The 19,132-nt window shown below is 26.5% G+C and carries 20 protein-coding genes; 16 read left to right on the forward strand and 4 right to left on the reverse strand.

The window, feature by feature from the left end; all coding sequences use genetic code 4:
* Positions 1-10: 10 nt before the first annotated feature.
* From AAHM98_RS02620 to AAHM98_RS02630, 3 genes are all read right to left on the reverse strand, one after another.
* Entirely contained in the window at positions 11-217 is a 207-nt protein-coding gene (locus AAHM98_RS02620) for a hypothetical protein (protein WP_342276929.1), read from the reverse strand.
* Positions 218-230: 13 nt separating this feature from the next.
* Complete coding sequence (locus AAHM98_RS02625) at positions 231-404, reverse strand: hypothetical protein (RefSeq protein WP_342275760.1); 174 nt, start codon at positions 402-404, stop codon at positions 231-233.
* Positions 405-530: 126 nt separating this feature from the next.
* Complete coding sequence (locus AAHM98_RS02630; RefSeq protein WP_342275762.1) at positions 531-1,019, reverse strand: hypothetical protein; 489 nt, start codon at positions 1,017-1,019, stop codon at positions 531-533.
* Between the two features lie 434 nt (positions 1,020-1,453).
* Here AAHM98_RS02630 and AAHM98_RS02635 point away from each other — a divergent pair, with 434 nt between their 5' ends.
* The 6 genes from AAHM98_RS02635 (at position 1,454) to aspS (ending at position 10,840) form a co-directional block, all read left to right on the forward strand.
* Positions 1,454-1,660, forward strand: coding sequence for a Holliday junction DNA helicase RuvB C-terminal domain-containing protein (locus AAHM98_RS02635; protein ID WP_342276930.1), 207 nt, complete (start codon positions 1,454-1,456; stop codon positions 1,658-1,660).
* Between the two features lie 134 nt (positions 1,661-1,794).
* Entirely contained in the window at positions 1,795-4,749 is a 2,955-nt protein-coding gene (gene secDF / locus AAHM98_RS02640) for a protein translocase subunit SecDF (protein ID WP_342276931.1), read from the forward strand.
* 9 nt (positions 4,750-4,758) lie between these two features.
* Positions 4,759-5,280, forward strand: a complete 522-nt coding sequence (locus AAHM98_RS02645; protein WP_342276932.1) for an adenine phosphoribosyltransferase — start codon at positions 4,759-4,761, stop codon at positions 5,278-5,280.
* A gap of 10 nt (positions 5,281-5,290) precedes the next feature.
* Positions 5,291-7,546, forward strand: a complete 2,256-nt coding sequence (locus AAHM98_RS02650; RefSeq protein WP_342276933.1) for a RelA/SpoT family protein — start codon at positions 5,291-5,293, stop codon at positions 7,544-7,546.
* A gap of 281 nt (positions 7,547-7,827) precedes the next feature.
* Positions 7,828-9,096, forward strand: a complete 1,269-nt coding sequence (gene hisS / locus AAHM98_RS02655) for a histidine--tRNA ligase (protein ID WP_342276934.1) — start codon at positions 7,828-7,830, stop codon at positions 9,094-9,096.
* 4 nt (positions 9,097-9,100) lie between these two features.
* Positions 9,101-10,840, forward strand: coding sequence for an aspartate--tRNA ligase (aspS, locus tag AAHM98_RS02660; protein WP_342276935.1), 1,740 nt, complete (start codon positions 9,101-9,103; stop codon positions 10,838-10,840).
* Positions 10,841-10,933: 93 nt separating this feature from the next.
* On the opposite strand, the gene AAHM98_RS02665 is transcribed toward aspS, so the two are convergent.
* Entirely contained in the window at positions 10,934-11,914 is a 981-nt protein-coding gene (locus tag AAHM98_RS02665; RefSeq protein ID WP_342276936.1) for a hypothetical protein, read from the reverse strand.
* 1,117 nt (positions 11,915-13,031) lie between these two features.
* Here AAHM98_RS02665 and rpsP point away from each other — a divergent pair.
* The 10 genes from rpsP (at position 13,032) to AAHM98_RS02715 (ending at position 19,130) form a co-directional block, all read left to right on the forward strand.
* Entirely contained in the window at positions 13,032-13,388 is a 357-nt protein-coding gene (gene rpsP / locus AAHM98_RS02670; protein ID WP_342276937.1) for a 30S ribosomal protein S16, read from the forward strand.
* Between the two features lie 29 nt (positions 13,389-13,417).
* The gene (locus AAHM98_RS02675; RefSeq protein ID WP_342276938.1) at positions 13,418-13,672 is read left to right on the forward strand and encodes a hypothetical protein; all 255 of its coding nucleotides are present in this window, start codon (positions 13,418-13,420) and stop codon (positions 13,670-13,672) included.
* Positions 13,660-14,175 (forward strand): ribosome maturation factor RimM, encoded by a 516-nt coding sequence (gene rimM, locus AAHM98_RS02680; RefSeq protein WP_342276939.1) that lies wholly within the window; start codon positions 13,660-13,662, stop codon positions 14,173-14,175. The genes AAHM98_RS02675 and rimM overlap by 13 nt, the downstream gene beginning before the upstream one ends.
* A complete protein-coding gene (gene trmD / locus AAHM98_RS02685; protein ID WP_342276940.1) occupies positions 14,168-14,929 on the forward strand; it encodes a tRNA (guanosine(37)-N1)-methyltransferase TrmD in 762 nt (253 codons plus the stop codon). Before rimM ends, trmD begins: the two co-directional genes overlap by 8 nt.
* A 3-nt stretch (positions 14,930-14,932) precedes the next feature.
* Positions 14,933-15,313 carry a 50S ribosomal protein L19 gene (gene rplS, locus AAHM98_RS02690; protein ID WP_342276941.1) on the forward strand — a complete coding sequence of 127 codons (381 nt, stop codon included), beginning with the start codon at positions 14,933-14,935 and terminating at the stop codon, positions 15,311-15,313.
* A gap of 64 nt (positions 15,314-15,377) precedes the next feature.
* Positions 15,378-16,310: an alpha/beta hydrolase gene (locus AAHM98_RS02695; protein WP_342276942.1), complete on the forward strand. Its 933-nt coding sequence runs from the start codon at positions 15,378-15,380 to the stop codon at positions 16,308-16,310.
* A 94-nt stretch (positions 16,311-16,404) separates the two neighbouring features.
* Positions 16,405-17,289, forward strand: coding sequence for a ribosome biogenesis GTPase YlqF (gene ylqF / locus AAHM98_RS02700; RefSeq protein WP_342276943.1), 885 nt, complete (start codon positions 16,405-16,407; stop codon positions 17,287-17,289).
* Positions 17,290-17,298: 9 nt separating this feature from the next.
* On the forward strand, positions 17,299-17,916 hold the full coding sequence (locus AAHM98_RS02705; protein ID WP_342276944.1) for a ribonuclease HII: 618 nt from the start codon (positions 17,299-17,301) through the stop codon (positions 17,914-17,916).
* Positions 17,917-18,072: 156 nt separating this feature from the next.
* Positions 18,073-18,876, forward strand: a complete 804-nt coding sequence (locus AAHM98_RS02710) for a hypothetical protein (protein ID WP_342276945.1) — start codon at positions 18,073-18,075, stop codon at positions 18,874-18,876.
* Between the two features lie 158 nt (positions 18,877-19,034).
* Positions 19,035-19,130: a DnaJ domain-containing protein gene (locus AAHM98_RS02715; protein ID WP_342276946.1), complete on the forward strand. Its 96-nt coding sequence runs from the start codon at positions 19,035-19,037 to the stop codon at positions 19,128-19,130.
* Positions 19,131-19,132 lie beyond the last annotated feature (2 nt).

Below are 19,132 nucleotides of genomic sequence, written 5' to 3' on the forward strand. Positions count from 1 at the left end.
TTTTTCTCCTTTAACCTTTAATAATTTTTTTATAATGAATAATTACTTGTTCTAATTTATTTATTTTTTCATATGAAAAATAATCTTTCATAATTTTTAAATCACCATCATTATCAATTTCAATTTCAAATTCTTCATATTTACTATTAAATTCTTCTTGTAATTCTTCAAATTTATCTATTAATTTTCTTGCATTTTGTAATTCTAATTGATTCATTATCTTTTCTCCTTTAAAAATTTTCTAATTGTAATTCATTAATATAATAGTTATATAAACTATCATAGTTATCACTTGTTAAATATATATCTTCTTCAATCATATTATTAATACATTTATTACAATAATAAGAATTATCTATTTCACTAATTCAAATATATTTTTTATTATGTAATTTACATTTCATTATTTTTACCTATTAATTTATAAAAACAGTTATTACATGTTCTATTAGCAAATGAAGATTTTTTATAACAAATATCACAGTTATGAGTAATAATATTTCAATTAAGCATTTATATTAATTCCTTTCTTAATATTTTAAATAAAATATTTTATTATTATGAGTTACTAAATCTTTTAATGATGTTACTATATAATTTATTACTAAATCATTATGATTATATGGATTATTTATTTTAAAACTTTTTCTATCTTTTTCTCAGGTAATATTATATTTAAAACATTCTTCATTTTTTATTTGTCCAATATAATAACCATTATATTTTTTATAAAATTCAAAAGTAATTAATTTTTCAATAATTTTATTATTTATTATTGGTTTTTCTTTTAAATCTTCAATTTGAATATATTGTTTTAATAATTCTTTTAATTGCACACCATTTAATTCTTTTTTTATATTATCTTTAAAAACTCAATATATTCGTGTTTCATCAATATTAAAAGAATTTTTTTTAATAAAACATTTAGAAATTGATATTTTATATTCTCCAAATTCAATTATTATTGCACCATTATCAGTTTCTTTAATAATTTGCTCTTGTGAAAATTCTATTATCATTTTAAAAACCTTTCTTTTTATTCAGCACTGCTACTTTTAGTAAGCAGTTGCTGTTTTTTTATTTTCTTTTTTAAAAAAATCTTATAAATAGGCTCTTTATCACTGTAGGTGATAAAGCCTAAAAAAAAATAAATATATATATACTAATTATTTAATTTATGTTAATATATAATTGATAAGGTATGTATGTAATATATAACCCCCTTTATGTGTAATAATTTAAAAATAATTAAAGAACAGGGTTTATGGTTATTACATAATCTTGAAAAATTCTTTACTAACTCAATATAGAGACTTCAATTAATAGACAAATACATACAATAACAATTCAATAAAAATTAATAAATTACTCTTTTATACTCATGTAGTAGTATTTACATAAAGTACTCACAATTTAACTAACTACGAGAGTTTATTTAATTTAACAATTAAAAATGAGAGTATTATCTCTCATTTATATTTTTATTAAATCTATACCTATTTTTTATACGGCCACTTTAAATGAAGAAGTAAAAAACGTTGAAATTCATTATGAACCATTATTAATTCAGCATGGTTTAATTTGTAAAACAACACAAGGTCGTAAAATTACAAAGATAGGTAAAAACTATATTATCAATAATCAAAAAGTATTTAAATAATTATTTTTGTTTTATTGATATATAAACAATTGTGTTTTGCTCTTTTTATTGGTATTATTATATAGTGATTATTAATGTATAATGAAATTTTATCTTATACAAAAAAATAAATTAATTTAGGAGTGAAGGAACATATGAACACTTCTTCTAAAGCAAGAAAAACTAAAAACCTTGCCTTTTTTCTAAGAATTTTCAGTTTACTAATTTTTGTTTCAGCAATTACCATCTCAGTTATTTTCAGCACTACTTACATTGAAAATAATAGTAAATTAAGTATTGAATTTGCTGGTGGCTATGAAACGCAAGTTCAATATAATGGTAAAGGTACACAAAAAGATGTTGTTAATTTATTAAAAAATCGAGTTGATCCATTAGGAACAAGTAATGTTAACATTGAAAGCATTACTAATGGTAACGGTAAAAATTATAAATTATCTTTAAGCAAAGATGCTGGTGTTTCGGTTGAAGCATTTGTTCATAATGCTGCACGTAGTGGTTATTTTTATCTTATGGACAAAGCAGGCAATGATTTATTAGCAACAAAATACGATGATAAAGCTAAAACATGATCAGCTCGCGATAAAAGATTAAAATTAAGCGATGTTTTTAGTAAGATTATCGTTCAAAATAATCAAGCTTCACATCGTCCAGAGCTTCATTTTATTGTTAAAGATAAAGAAATTCTAACCGATTTAACAGCCCAAAAAGATTCAACTTTTTATATTTATTCAGATATTGGACAATTATTAGACTATGTTCGTAATAGTGTTGAAGGTATTAATTTACTTGCTAGATTTATAGATAGACTTGACCCAGTAAAAGATGTTAAAGAACGTACTGGTTTAATTTCTCTATTAGATTCTAATACACCCGGACTTGGTAATGGCGCTAGTGTTTTACAATTAGCAAAAAAAAATAGTCATTTACTTGATATTAGTAAAAATGGCGGTTTTGGTATTGCTTGAAAATATGCTGATACCGTAGATAGTACTAATATTCTTTCAGTTGATACTAATGTTGATACTAATACATATGATCCACAAGATCGTTTTGATCCATCAGCTAGTGAAGCTAGTAAAAAAATATCACCTATGAATGCATGATTACCCTATATTTATAATTTAGTACGTCTAGATGATATTTCTAATATTTTAAACCAAGATGTTATTGATTATCGTTATACACCATATTGAGTAGGAGCAATTAAACCAAGTAGTGATTCCTTGATTGCTGCTGGTGATGAAGTTACTGGTCTTAACTTAGAAAGTGCTGAACAGTTTCAAAATGTTCTATCATCAGGATTATCAGAAAATAGTTTTACTTTAATTGGTAATTCACCAGTTGCCCCTTCTTTAGGCGCTGATTCATTAGAAGTAATTATAATAGTTTTATTAGTAACTATTATTACTTTAATGGTGTTAATAATTTTCTATTATCGTTTATTAGGGATTATAGTTTTAATAACGCTTGCTTCATTTTTATTATTCACTATTGTCAGTTTTACTTTTATTAGTGGTATTTTTGCTCCTGAAAGTTTATTGGCTTTAATTGTTGGATTTGCATTATTAGTTGATTCTGTTATTAATTTATTAGAACGTTTTAAAAAAGAACATGGTGAAGGTAAAACTCTAACTACTGCCTTTAAAGCGGTAAATAAAAAAACATTATCATCATCATTAGATAATAGTATTATTATTCTAATTGTTAGTTTAGTTATTTTCTGATTTGGAACAAGAGCCATTAAAGGTTTTGTTATTATGACTTCAATTGCCACTTTTGGAGTTATTGTCTTTGGTATATTATTATTACGATTACTTTTATGAGGAATGATAAGTAAAAATTGATTAGAAGATAAATCAAAAATCCTAGGAACAAATATTTATCGAAAAAATAATATTGTCTTAAATGCTAAGATTAGCGAAAAAGAAGTTACTAGTGATGATAAGGTAAAAAATGATACTAATAAAAAATCAAAAAATAAAGATTTTGCACCAATAAATTCAAAATTTAAAAAATTTATTAATAAATTTAAAATAACTAATTCTAGTATTTTTAGTAAATCAAGTAAATGAATCCTTTCTGGATCTGCTGTTCTTGTCATTGCTTCTGGTGTTACTTATAGTGTTATTGGTGCTAACTTTGCTTCTGGTTTTGATAGCAGAACTGATTTTATTGGTCTAGCTACTGTTAGTGGTTCTTCAACAAGTATTGATTATAGTGTTGTTAAGACTGCTGAAGATACTATTAATGAAATTAGACCAGAAATTAAAAAAAGTACGCAATTTGATAAATACTTTAAAAACATTAACTATACATTGTTAGCAGGTGGAATTAGATATAAATTTAACGTTAATATTGAAACAAATATAAATATTAATAGCCAACAAAAAGATGATTTTATTAAATTTTTAGGATCTATTACTTCTAATTCTAAATGAACTAGTAACTCATCAGTTAGTTGGTCTAAACCTGACCAAGTTGTATCCAAATCAGGTGCTGACTTATTAATCAATATGATTATTGCTATTTCTTTATCATTTGTTATCATCCTGATTTATATTATTATTAGATTCCAATTAACGTATGTGCTACCATTAATTTTAGCTATTATCTTCGGTTTAATTATGACACTTGCTATAATTAGTTTAGTTCATATTGCTATTTCAACAACAATTGTGGGAGTATTATTAGGAGTTATGATGTTAATAGTTATGAGCGTGATGGTTATCTTTGATAACATTCGTGAAATAAAACTTAATAATAATCAAACTAAAGTTTTAACAAAAGAAGAGATTATTGCTATTTCTAATGAAAGTGTGCAAAAATCATTACCAAGAACATTAATAATTAATGGAATTATATTATTATCATCAGTAGTAATAATACTGATTATTCCTAGTTTCTGGATTATGGCACTATCAATGCTAGTAGGCTCACTAGTGAGTTTAATTGCTTCTTATTTTATTGCTCCATGAACGTGAAGTTATTTCGAACGATGAAGAGTATCTCGTTATAAAAAACGTTTGAATAAAATTAAAAAACATTTTGTTGGACCAGATGAATATGTTGTTGAAGGTATAAATGAATAGGTGAAATAAATGACAAAAGACCAATTGCAAAATATTATTGTAAATATTCCTGACTTTCCTATTAAGGGCATTCAGTTTAAAGATATTAATCCGATATTAACTAATCCAGCAGCATTTCAAAGCACAATTGATATTTTTGCCAAGTTCATTAGTGAACAAAAAGCAACTGCTATTGTTGCTCCCGAGGCTAGAGGTTTTATTTTTGGTGCTGGCGTTGCCTATAAATTAGGCATCAAATTGGTATTGGCACGAAAAAAAGGAAAACTACCTAGTAAAACTTATGAAGTAGAGTATGATTTAGAATATGGTAGTACAATATTACAGATTCATCAAGATGCACTTACTAAAGATGATAGAGTAGTAGTTATTGATGACCTGATTGCTACTGCAGGGACCATTAACGCTTGTATTGAATTAACTAAAAAAACGCAAGCCCAAGTAGTAGGAATTGCTAGTTTAATTTCATTATCAGAGTTTGAAAATAAACATCATTTCAATAATGTTCCACTATTAGAAATACTTAAATTTTAAGAGGAAATTAATGGATAATTTGACTTGTAAAGACTTTAATCAACTGTTAGTGGAAGCTAAAACATTTATTAAAGATGAAAAACAAATTGAAAAAATTACTGTTGCTTATGAATATGCACTTAAAAAACATAAGGGACAATTTCGTAAAAACGGTGACCCCTATGTTTATCATGTATTATCAACAGCATATAATTTAGTTCTTTGACATTTAGATATTGCTTCAATCGAAGCTGGATTTTTACATGATATTTTAGAAGATACACCAACGACATTTGAAGAGTTAGCAATTGATTTTGGACTAGAAGTTGCTGATTTAGTATTAGCAGTAACAAAAGTTAGCCATTTTGCTAAAGAAAAACGAAAAGAAATTAAAGCTAATTATTTACGTAAATTATATTTAAGTTTAGCTCATGACATTCGTGTTATTATTATTAAAATGGCAGATAGATTGCATAATATCAGAACAATTAATTTTTTAAGTAAAGAAAAACAACAAATCATTGCTAAAGAAACACTAGAAGTTTATGCTTCTATTGCCCATCGTTTAGGAATGCGTCAATTACAATCAGAATTAGAAGACCGTTCATTTGCTGTTCTTAATCCTAAAGAATACACAAAAATTGATAATTTAATTAATATTGATCGTGAAAAACGTGAAAATTTAGTCAATGCTATCATTCAAGAATTAAGTAAAACTTTATCACAGCATAAAAAATTAATTTTTAAAATTTATGGTCGTAGTAAAAACTTATATTCTATTTACCGTAAAATGTATTATTTTGGAAAAGATTTTGATGATATTCATGATATTTTAGCAATTAGAGTTATTACTAATACGCTTGATAGTTGTTATGCAATTTTAGGTTATATTCATCAAAGTTTTACTCCTGTCCCAGGAAGATTTAAAGACTATATTGCTACTCCCAAAAATAATATGTATCAATCTTTGCATACTTCAGTTGTCTTTGATAATGAAATTTATGAACTACAAATTCGAACTGATGAAATGGAAGATTTTGCCGAAGCAGGGGCAGCTTCTCATTGACGATATAAAGATGGTGAAGCAAAAAACCCCAAAAAACGTCAAGCTGAAATTGATGAAAAACTAAATATTTTCCAAGAAATTTTAAACTTAAATGCTATGAATCAGTTTGTTGATGATAATGTCGTTGAAGAAGATAATGCAAAATATAGTAATTTAGAAAAAGAAATTAAACAAGACATTTTTAGCGATTTAATTTATGTTTTAACACCTAATGGTAATGTTATAACATTACCATTAGGCGCTACTATTTTAGATTTTGCCTACAAAGTTCATACTGAAATTGGTGATACAACAGTAGGAGCGCGAATTAATGGTACTTATTCATCAATTAATACTGTTTTAAAATCTGGTGATATTGTTGAAATCAAAACTTCAAAAACTGCCCACCCTAATCGTGACTGATTAAGTATTGTTAAAACTAATTTTGCCCAACATAAAATCAAAAAATATTTGAATAAACAAGAAGAATTGTTAAATCAAGAAATCAAACTTAAAGATTTAGAAAATAAAGAAAAAATTAAAAAAGCAAAAGAGAAGATGGAAAACTATATTATTGAAAACCATGTTCGATGAAAAATTGCCAAACGTAGTATTATCATGTCACGAATTAGATCGTTAAAATATAAAACATATGAAGATTTTTGCTTAGATGTTGCTAATGGTGCTTATACCACTGAGCAAGCAGTTACTAATATTTTATATACTGATTCATTAACTTTTCAAGAACTAAAAATTAAAAAATATTCAGAAATGAATTTAAACAGTAATAATGATATTTTAATTGAAAATGCTCCTAACATTAAAACATCGTTAGCCCACTGTTGTTTACCAATTCCTGATGAACCAATTGCTGGTTATATTACTAAAGGACAAGGAATTAAAGTACATCGTGTTATTTGTCCTAATGTTAGTTTACCTGAACGAAAAGAACGTGTCATTGAAACAATTTGAAATTTACTAGTAACTAATAATAGAACTTATAACTCAAGTATTCTAATTCAATACTTAGATCGCCCAGCATTAATGACTGATATTTTAAATATTTTAGGTTACTTAAAAGCTCAAATTCAAAGTATTGAAGCTAATAATAAATTAATAATTAATCGTACAGGAACATTAAAAATTTTAATTAAAGTTTCTAATATTGAACGATTACAACAAATCATTTCATCAATTAAAAAGATTCCTGATATTATTACAATAAATAGAATAATTATGTAATATTTTAGTATAATATTTTTACGCGTTTAAAAAAGTGTATTAACAAAACTTTCAGAGACAGTATGGTTGGTGAAAATACTGGTTTATTAATACTAAAGACAATTAAACTGCTTGTTAATATTATTAACAAACAACTAAAGATTTAAGATAATTGAGAGTATTTTTTGTTTCTACAAAAAGTAAATTAGGATGGCACCGCGTTCACAAAACGTTCCTATAATTTTAGGAATTTTTTATTTTTAAAATTGATTTAGTTAAATAATAAAAGGGAGAGGAAAACAATGACAATCCAAAAACCACGTGGTACACGTGATCTTTATGAACAAGACATAATTGTATACCGTAACATTATTAATATTTTACAAACTTGTGCTGCTAAGTATAATTATCAAGAATTCATTACCCCCACTTTTGAAGATGCTCAGTTATTTTTACGAGCAGTCGGTGTTACAACCGATATTATCCAAAAAGAAATTTATCAATTTAATGATAAAGGTGATAGAACTTTAGCATTACGTCCAGAAGGAACTGCTGGTTTGGTACGTGCGGTAATTGAAAATAAACTATACAAACCCAAACAAACTTTAAAATATTTTTATTATGGTTCTATGTTTCGTTATGAACGACCACAAAAAGGACGGCAACGTGAATTCAACCAATTTGGAATTGAAACTATAGGTACTAATCACCCCCTAAGTGATGTTGAAGTAATAATGATGGCTATTAATATGATGGAAGATTTAGAAATTTCTAATTTAAGTCTAAACATTAATTATTTTGGTTCTGATGAAACTAAAAATAAATATCAAGTTATTTTAAAAGAACACTTAATAAGTAAAAAATCCCAATTTTGTGAAAACTGTCAAATGCGAACTCTTACAAATCCAATTCGGGTTCTTGACTGCAAAACTTGTCATAAATTATCATTAGATATTCCTAAAATTACTGAAATTTTATCACCAATTGAACAAGTAAATTTTGCCCTAATTACTGAAACTTTAACAAAACATAATATTAGTTTTAAAATTGATGAATATTTAGTCCGTGGATTAGATTATTATACTGGTATTATTTTTGAAATTACAAGTTCTAACCCTCGAATTGGTGAAACTCAAAATGCATTAATTGGTGGTGGTCGTTATGATAATTTATTACAACAACTAGGATCACCATTAGCAATTCCAGCTATTGGATTTGCCATAGGTATTGAACGATTGATGTTATTGCTATCTAATAATAAACAAGTAAATCGCAAACCAATTATGCAATTACAAATTATTGCTTTAAGTGATAATGCTTTAAATATGATGTCATGATTGTTACAACAATTACGTAATAAAAATTATCAAGTTGATGGTGAATATCATCGCTTTCAAGATAAACATAAATCACAAATTATTGACCGGACAAAAGCATATAACTTATTATTTTTAAAAGATGAAACCGCTGCCACAATCTATTCATATGATAAAAAAGTTATGATTCCTATTCAATTCAAAGGTAATAATGACTTATTACAACAAATAATAAACCGATTAAAGGAGCAATAAAGTCATGGATAAAACTTTTAGAACCCACACTTGCGGTAATTTATCTATTAAAGACATTAATAAAATAGTTACCATTAGTGGTTGAGCACAATCGATTCGTATTAATAAATTTGGAATTTTTCTTGATTTACGTGATATGTATGGTCTAACACAAGTCATCGTTAAAAACGATAATCTTTGTTATGAAACTACTAAAACTTTAAAAACAGAATCAGTAGTAAAAATTATTGGGACAGTAGTAAGTAGAAACAATAAAAATGCTAGTTCACCTAATGATATGATTGAAGTAGTAGCAACTGAAGTTGTTAACTTAAGTATGGCTAAAGATTTACCATTCGATATTAAAAATGACAAAATTATGGCACGTGAAGAATTACGTTTACAATATCGTTATTTAGATTTACGACGTCCACTAATGAATGCTAAGATAAAATTTAAACACCAAATTATTAATTGTTTACGTACTTTTTTAAACAATGATGATTTCTTAGAAATTGATACACCATGTTTAACTAAATCTACACCGGAAGGTGCTCGTGACTTTTTAGTACCTTCACGAATTCAAAAACAGCATTTTTATGCTTTGCCCCAATCACCACAAATTTATAAGCAATTGTTAATGATTGCTGGATTTGATAAATATTTTCAAGTTGCTAAATGTTTTCGTGATGAAGATTTTCGTGCTGATCGCCAACCTGAATTTCAACAGTTAGATATTGAAATGGCATTTATTACAAATAAAGAAGTAATGCTAACGATAGAAAAAATGATAACTAATCTTTTTACAACTTTAAAATTAGGAGACATTCCTAATAATTTTATTAAAATTAGCTATAACCAAGTTATGGATAAATATGGAAGTGATAAACCAGATTTACGTTGCACGTGTCAACTATTAAATTTAAACTTAACAAATAGTATTAACCAAAAAAAATTTAAAGGGTTTTTAGTAAAAGATAAATTTAATGAAGTAACAATTAAAAAATTAACGGAAATCAGCATTCAACATGGTGGGAAAACTTTAATAATTTATGATTTAACAAAACAAAAAGTATTTCACAATAATAGTAATATTGTTTTTAACAATGAAGATTTAGAAACATTAAGTAAGATTAAAAGTAATGATTTTAATACATTAATTTTTGTCTATGAACCAACAGGCATCGCCAATAAAATTATGGGTGCCATTAGAACACATTATATTAATGATGAATTAAAACAAAAACATCACCAAGACTTTTTAACTAATATTAATAATTATGAGTTTGTCTGAGTTGTTGATTGACCAATGTTTGAAGAAGAAAATGGACAATGACATGCTTGTCATCATCCGTTTACTAGTCCACAAAATCCCAATGATTTAAAGAATATTAAAGACAATGACTTATCACAATTAAAAGCTGATGCTTATGATTTAGTATTAAATGGTTTTGAGATTGCTGGTGGCAGCATCAGAATTCATGATTATGAATTGCAAAAACAAATTTTTGTTTTATTAAAATTAACCAAAGAACAAATTGATAGTAAGTTTGGTTTTTTCTTATCAGCTTTTAATTATGGAACACCACCACATGGAGGAATTGCCTTTGGAATTGATAGATTGGTAATGCTTTTAACTAATAGTCAATCAATTCGTGATACAATTGTCTTTCCTAAGAATAATCGCGGTATTTGTTTATTAATGAATAGTCCTAGTTTGGTTGATAGTGACCAGCTAGTCGAGTTAGGATTAAGTTTGAAATAATAATAATTTTAATCGTTAAGCATGAGAATGTCAAACAAATAAGAAAAAGAAACTAATACCATTTTAATATGTAAAAAGCTATTTAGAGTAAGCCTAAATAGCTTTATTAATTCTGTTACTTTTTTTGTAATCAGCAAATATTTGTTGGTATAATGGGTCAATTAAAACGGTATTTAAAACCAATTGTTCATAGATTTCATAATGATGATTTCTTTGAACATAATAGGTTTCATAAGCAAATAAATGCATAATCATATTGCCATTAATTGGATTAGTTTCTTCAGCATTTTTTCATAATGCATCTTTTAATTTAACACCATGTTTTTTTAAAAGCATATTCATTGAATATTTAATACGATGAGGTTTATTAAAGATTAATCTTTCAATCTTATTACTAATATTAAGCGCATCAGAGAAAATATCATCTAAACTATAAATAAAATTACGAAGATGAATTGGTTCAATATCATCAAAGAATGATTCGTTATCATTTAAAATTTTCTTAATTAATAACATTTTCACATGGCTATCATTACGCTCAATATAAATTGGAGTTTTAATAACGTCGGTAAATGTTCTGACAATGGGAAGTAATTCTTGTTTAAATTTATAGCCAAGGTGATAATGAACAACAAAGAATAAAAGTAAGAAGTTTTCTGAAATAGTATTTAAATCAATATAGTTTAATGATGATTTATGTTTAATGAAACTTTTAATAAAAGTTTCATTAAATTGAGTAATTGTATTAATAACTTCTTGAGAAGAGGTTGTTAAACAAATGTTATTAAAATCAGCAAGTGTAGTTTTTTCGTTGTAAATAATATTAGCATTATTAAATTCTTGTAATGCTTTTTTGTAGTAAGGAGTGGTAAAAGTTTTTTCTAATTCTTTTTGTAAATTAATTATTTTATTTTCATCTTGATGTATTACAGAATCTTGATAATTTAAAAATAAAATGATTCAATTGATACACATTTTTTTTTGTTCAACAGTTAAATTTTTGTCAACGAAACATCGGAATAGAGCACCACCGGTTTCAATAATGCACTCATCAGCAGTTTTGTTAATTAACATTATTTTGGCACCTATCTTTCTAAATATTTATTTTTGGTTTTTTCATTGCATAGTCAGTAGTAGTTAATCTTATAAAATAAAAATTTAAAGTGTACTAAGGTTAAACAAATAAAATATTTTTCTTATTATATTATAAATGACTTTTTGTATTTATAATATAAAATCGTTTTTTAAATAAATTTTTTTAAGAGTAAAATTAAAAATTCATTATGTTAGTTGTTAAAAATAATTTTTAACAACAGGTTAAATGATTTTTATTTTTTAAAGTAATTATAATGTTCATTTAGTAGCTTAGATTATCATCAATAACTATTTTATTTTGCTTACACTTTCTTTTTGAATAATATAAGCAACCAATATTTTAAAGAAATAGTTGTGGTAATAGTAACTTTTATAAACTTGTCTAATTATTTTTCTTAGTTTTTAAATACTAACTCTTAAGATTAAAAGTTAGTTCAATATTTTGCTTTAATTTTAGCAAAAAAGTAGTGATGGACTAGTTTTTCCATCATGCTATTATATAGAGTGAATTTAAGTTAATTTTTATTGATTAATTAAATTTTAATGTCAATTATTAAAATAACTAACACTTTATAATATATAACTACTTTTGTTATAAAATGTAAATATTTTGCGAACAAGATATGATAAAAATAAATCTTGTTACATTTATTCTAACACATAATATTTGAAAGTATGGTTTTTTGAAATTATTATTAGATTAATGTAATATGATATTTAGATTTTATTCATGGCTAGTTTTTAAATAGAAAATTGCTAGTAAACGTAACTAACTTATGCCTCATTAATAAAAAAATGTTGCTAGTAACAACGTTTAAACTTTATTTGGTTTTGTTCTTGTTATCTTTGCAACTTTAATTCTTTGTCTAATAACTTTATCAAGAATTTCATATTGTTTTATGATACCTCCTAAGGTATTATTTTAACCTTAGGTTGAGACATAATCAAAAGATAACTAGTAAGACATTATCATAAGTTAACGATACACACCAAAAAAATACTCTATCTGTCAAGTAAAAAAACTTGACATAGTCAATATTTATGTTATTATTATGAAGGTTTACTTACCACAAACTTTGTAGAAGGAGGTAATTTAATGGTTAAATTACGATTAATACCAACAGGAAAATCAGCACAACCAAGTTATAGAATTGTTGCTATCGACGCAAGATCTAAACTTAATGGTCGTTATATTGATATCTTAGGTACTTACAATCCAAGTAAGACAGATGCAAAAGCAACAATCAACGAAGAAAAAGCAATCTACTTCTTATCAACTGGTGCTCAACCAACTGATACTGTTCGTAGTCTTTTATCAACACTAGGTATCATGACTAAGTTTCATAAATTAAAACAAACTAAAAAGGCTACTACAGTTAAAAAAACAACACCTAAAACGTCAGTAGTTAAAAACAAAACATTGAAAACAGTAAAAGAAGCACCTGCTGCTTAATAAATCTCAGAGTTCGAAATGATTAAAATATGTATATAACGCTTTTAACACAATTAATAGAACCAATATTGTTTGAAAAAATTAGTGAAATTGAAATTCGTGAATTATCAGAAAAACAACATTATGAATTAATGATTATGGCACCAAAATCATTTTTACCAATCTTAATTGGTAAAAAAAATACTACCAAAAATGCACTTACAACAATTATTGAAAGTAAGGCTCATCTAGAAAATAATACTATTAGTTTAGTAATTAGTGAGTTATATTTATGAAATATTTAAAATTAGGAACTATAGTTAATACCCATGGCTTAAAAGGTGAAGTAAGAGTTTTATGTAATTATTATGGCAATAACTTTCCATGACAACCAAAATCAACAATTTACTTACATACCAATAATGAATATCAAGTCTTAACTATTACCAATGTCCGACAACATAAACAATTTTTACTGTTAACATTTGCCAAGCATGACAAAATTGAATTAGTAGAAATGATGAAAACCAAAGACATAGTAATTGATACTGATGAAATTAATCTTGATTCTTTACCTTGAACTTATGATGATATTATGAATTACCAAGCATTTGATGCTAGTAATAATATATCATTAGGACAAGTCATTGACTTCGTTGATAATAATCATCAAGGATTATGAGAAATTGAAATGATTGATGGTAATACCTTTTTCATTCCTAACAATAAAACCTTTATTAGTAAAGTTGATAAGACAGCAAAAAAAGTTTATTTTAATATGATTGAAGGTTTAATCCAACATGACTAAAAATCAATTTACCATTGTAACTTTATTTCCCAATGCTTTTAACGATTTTATGCAAACATCAATTGTCAAACGTGCTATTAGTAAAAAGCAAATCAATATTGATATTGTCGACATTAGAACTTTTGCTGATAATAATCATCAACAAATTGATGATGCACCCTATGGTGGTGGATCTGGTATGGTATTACAAGCCTTACCAGTTATTAAAACTATTAATAGTATTAAAACTGCTCATCCGACAGCCCAAGTCATCTTACTAAGTCCCCAAGGTCAACAATGAAATCATCAATTAGCCTACTCATATAGTCAAAAAGATATTAATTATATCTTAGTTTGTGGTCATTATGAAGGCATTGATGAGCGCATTATGCCCTATATTGATGCTGAAGTCTCAATTGGTGACTATGTCCTAACGGGTGGTGAATTGCCAGCAATGGTAATAATAGATTCCATAACACGACTTATTCCTGGTGTTATTGTTACCGATTCTCATCTTAATGATTCGTTTAACAATTCGTTATTGGATTATCCCACATATACCCGCCCTGAAGTAGTGCTTGGTATGAAAGTACCAGCAATTCTAACTAGTGGTCATCATGAAAAGATAGCACAATACCGTCACCAACAAGCTTTACTTAACACTTACAAAAAACGTAAAGATTTATTAAAAAAATACCCATTATCTGTTAAAGATAAACAAATTATTGAAGAATATAAATTATCAATTAAAAAATCACGACGAAAGGAGCAATAACCCATGCAAAATGCAATTATCGAATTAGTTAGCAAAGACCAATTAAATCATGATCTTCCTAATTTTAAAGCAGGAGACACAATCCAAGTTTACTGCAAAATTAAAGAAGACAAAAAAGAACGTATCCAAATGTTTGAAGGAGTAGTAATTGTCCGTAAAGGTTCAGGAATTACGAAAAACGTTATCGTTCGTAAAATTGTCAATGGTAAAGGCGTAGAAAAAACTTTTGCTTTACACTCACCATTAATTACTAAAATTGCTATTGTCCGTAAAGGTAAAGTTAGAAGAGCTCGTATTTTCTACTTACGTAAATTAAGCGGTAAAGCAGCTAGAATTAAAGAAATAAAAACAGCAAGACCTGTTAAACAACAAGCAATAGCTTAAATAATATTACTACCACCATTATTAACCTGATGGTGGTTTTTATAGTAAAGGAATAATTTCAATAATGTCACTAATTAGTACACCATGATGAGTCAATATCATCATAATTATTTTATTACCACTTAGTTTAGCAGTTATTATCATTAGTAATATTGTAATTGGAATTCATTTTTCCATTTGAACACAAATCAAAACTAAACATTATCGTTATCAATGCAATAATGAAACTCACAATCAGCAATTACAAAAATATCGTGAAGATAATGTTAAATCATTTCACCATTTAAATATTACTAATCAACAGTTTCATGATGCTCTAATCAAAACCTTTACCATTAATAATGGTAGCATCAAATTACATGGTTTATTGTTAAGCTCAACAACCCCATCAACAAAATGAATGATTATTGCCCACGGGTGAACTGAAAATTGTTATCAAGTTTTAAACATTGCTTGATATTGACGCGCGAATGGTTATAATGTTTGTACATATGATGCACGAAGTCATGGTAATAGTACTGTTAGTGTTACAACAATTGGTATTAATGAAAAACATGATTTACATGCGATTGTTAATTATATTACTAATGACTATCAACCAACAACTTTAGGTTTAATGGGTCATAGTATGGGGGCAGCTACGATTATTGAATATGCTAAACATTACCAACCTACTAACATTAATTTTATGATTGTTGATGGTATATTTACTACTTTAACCCAACAATACCAATGAATGGTCAAACGCAAATATCATTGTTTTGCGATTATGGGAATTTATGGAATGCTAATATTTGCTAAATTATGCTATGGATTTTGACCTGCTAAGTGTCAGCCGATTGCTAATTTAGATTCTATTAGGCATTTACCATTATTAGTAATCCATAGTACAAGTGATGATTTTATTATTCATGAAATGAGAAAACATATTTATGAAACTAAAATTAAATATGAAACCCAACCCCTTAGTCAACTGTTATTATTAGACCAAGTGTAACATACCAAAACTACCCATATTCACTATCAAACATTAATTCAAGCAACATTAATGTTTGCTCATATCCATACTACCGCCAAGGAGACGCTATAAAATGTCAAATGATAATACCCATAATCAAATCCATTGATTCCCTGGTCACATGATGAAAGCTATTAAAGCCATTGAAACTAAATTACCGATCATCGATGTGGCCATTGAAATCTTAGATGCCCGTGCCCCTTTAGCAACGCGAAGTACTTTACTAGACCGATTGTTAGAAAAAAAAGTTCGGATTGTTGTTCTGAATAAAGTTGACTTAGCTGATAGTAATATTACAAAAGATTGAGTTACTTATTTTGAAAACCGTGGTTGTGCTGTGCTTTTAGCACGTAGTTTAACGAGCAAAATGAAACCGCAACTACTAGCGCTTATTACTAGTTTGATGGAAGAACAAGTAGCAAAACAACGTACCAAAGGTATTGTTAATCCGAAGATTAAAGTTTTAATTATGGGATTACCAAATACTGGTAAATCAACATTTATTAATAATTTATTACAGCGAAAAGTAACGCAAACTGCTAATACCCCTGGTGTCACACGTGGTCAACAATGAGTAAAATTAAATCCCATGATTGATTTATTAGATAGTCCAGGCATTTTACCACCGAAAATGGATGACAATCGTGTGACCATGATTTTAGTTTTAATTAAAGCGATTCCTGTTAAACATTTGTTTTTAGAACAAATGGCTAATTTTGCTTTAATATTTTTATTAACCAACTATTATGAAAGATTAATGAAATATTATGAAATCAGTTTTGAAGTTAATGATATTAATGAAACAACTTTATTACAATATTTTACTTTACTAGCCCAAAAGTATCATTTAAAAGTTGCTAATGTTGGTGATAATACGCATCGTGCCATGAATTTTTTTATTAATGATTTACAATCAGGAAAATTAGGATTAATTTCATTTGAAATTGCTCCTAAGTAGGTAATGTCTATGAGTAATATTTTACAATATGAATTAGAAAACTATCCGAATCACCAATTAATTGCTGGTTTTGATGAAGTAGGACGTGGTGCAATTGCTGGACCTGTAGTGGTTGCATGTGTGATTTTAAAATCAGGATTTAGTCATCATTTAATTAAAGATTCCAAACAATTAAATTCTAAACAACGGATTATGATGTCCAAAATCATTCGTGAAAATGCTGTTGCTGTTAGTATTAAATCTCATGATTTTGTTGATATCCATAATCCCAAACAAAGTAGTATTTTAGGAATGAACGAAGCATTTACTAAATTATCAATTATTCCAGAAGTTTGTTTAGTTGATTTTGAAGAACCACAGTTTCCTAATTTTTCTGGAATTGTGGAAGGTATTGTTAAGGGTGACCAAAAATCACTTAATATTGCTGCAGCTTCGATTATTGCTAAAGTAGTACAAGAACAAATAATGATTAAGTATGACCAACAATATCCTCACTATGGTTTTAAAACCCATAAAGGTTATTACACGAAAAACCATGCTTTAACTTTAGAAAAACATGGTGCATGTCAATACCATCGTAAAAGTTGTGTACCCGTACAAAAATACCCGCAAAAAATTTTAATGTAAAATTTTAAAAATGGTATTACAACTAAAAGATTTTATAAAAAAATCTAATTTAAATTGTTAAAATAAAATTCCTTTTTCTTGTTCTGTTATAATAAAGATAATTAGTTTAATCTTAAAAAATAATGAGTTCACTAGTGTAGATAAGGGGCAATTATTATGGCAAAAGAATTTGGTTATAATTTACTAACATTTGTATATTTCCCAGTGCAGCATAGAGGTGCTGCCAAACTAGTTATAACAAAAAATACTTGTAAAAAGATTGTTAAAATTTATGGAAAATATCGTAAGTGTGAAAAAAGTGATCAAGTACGTGCTATTTCTAACTTGTTAAATAGTAATACTGTTGCTAAAATCTCAGTTGCAGGAGAAATTTTAACTATTCCTATTAATTTAACAGAAGAAATTGCTTTTGTTTTTATTGAACAATGAAATTTATTTTTAAAATGAGTTAAAACCATTAAGTATGGTTTAATTATCACAGTAACAAAAAATTTAAATGTTGAAGTCGATTGAGTAGGTAATAATAATAGTTTTAGTGCTGTAAAAGCAGCCCAGTATAGTGTTAATAATCGTGAAATGGGAATGAATACTATTATTTTTAATAATGGTTTATCTTATGAACAATATGGTACTAGTTATAGTGATAAAGGTGTTACAAAAATTATTTTAACATCAAAGTTGTGAAAAGAAATGAGTAAATTAAATAATGTTTTGGGAATTAGTGATTATTTGCGTAATGAACAAGTATTTTGTTTTTTAGCATTAGAACCTAATTCTGAACAAATTTTATATTATGCTTTTGATCAATTTGCTTCATTAATTTTAAATAACAAAAAGTTTATTGATGAATCATTTGCTAAATTCAATGTTGGTGTGGTATTAGAATTTGAAGCTGCTGTTCATGAACAATTTCAACTATTAAAAATTTCTTGCATGCAACTCAATAATGTTAGTACTTAGAAAGAAACCCTGAGTAGAATATAAGATTAAAAAATATTTTTTAAGTGTTAATATGTTATCATTATGTTCATACTAGTGTTACTAGTCATAACAGAAAAAATGGAAACCAACATATTTATAAAAAATATGTTGGTTTTATTTATAGAAGGAGCAATTTTATGATAGATAAAAATTATTATGAAATATTAGGTGTTGAACCTGAAGCATCAAAAAAAGAAATTGTATGTATCTATAAAAAGTTAGCATTAAGGTAATC

The organism is Spiroplasma endosymbiont of Nebria brevicollis, from assembly GCF_964030895.1.
In the GTDB taxonomy this organism is placed as follows: Bacteria; Bacillota_I; Bacilli_A; order Mycoplasmatales; family VBWQ01; genus Spiroplasma_E.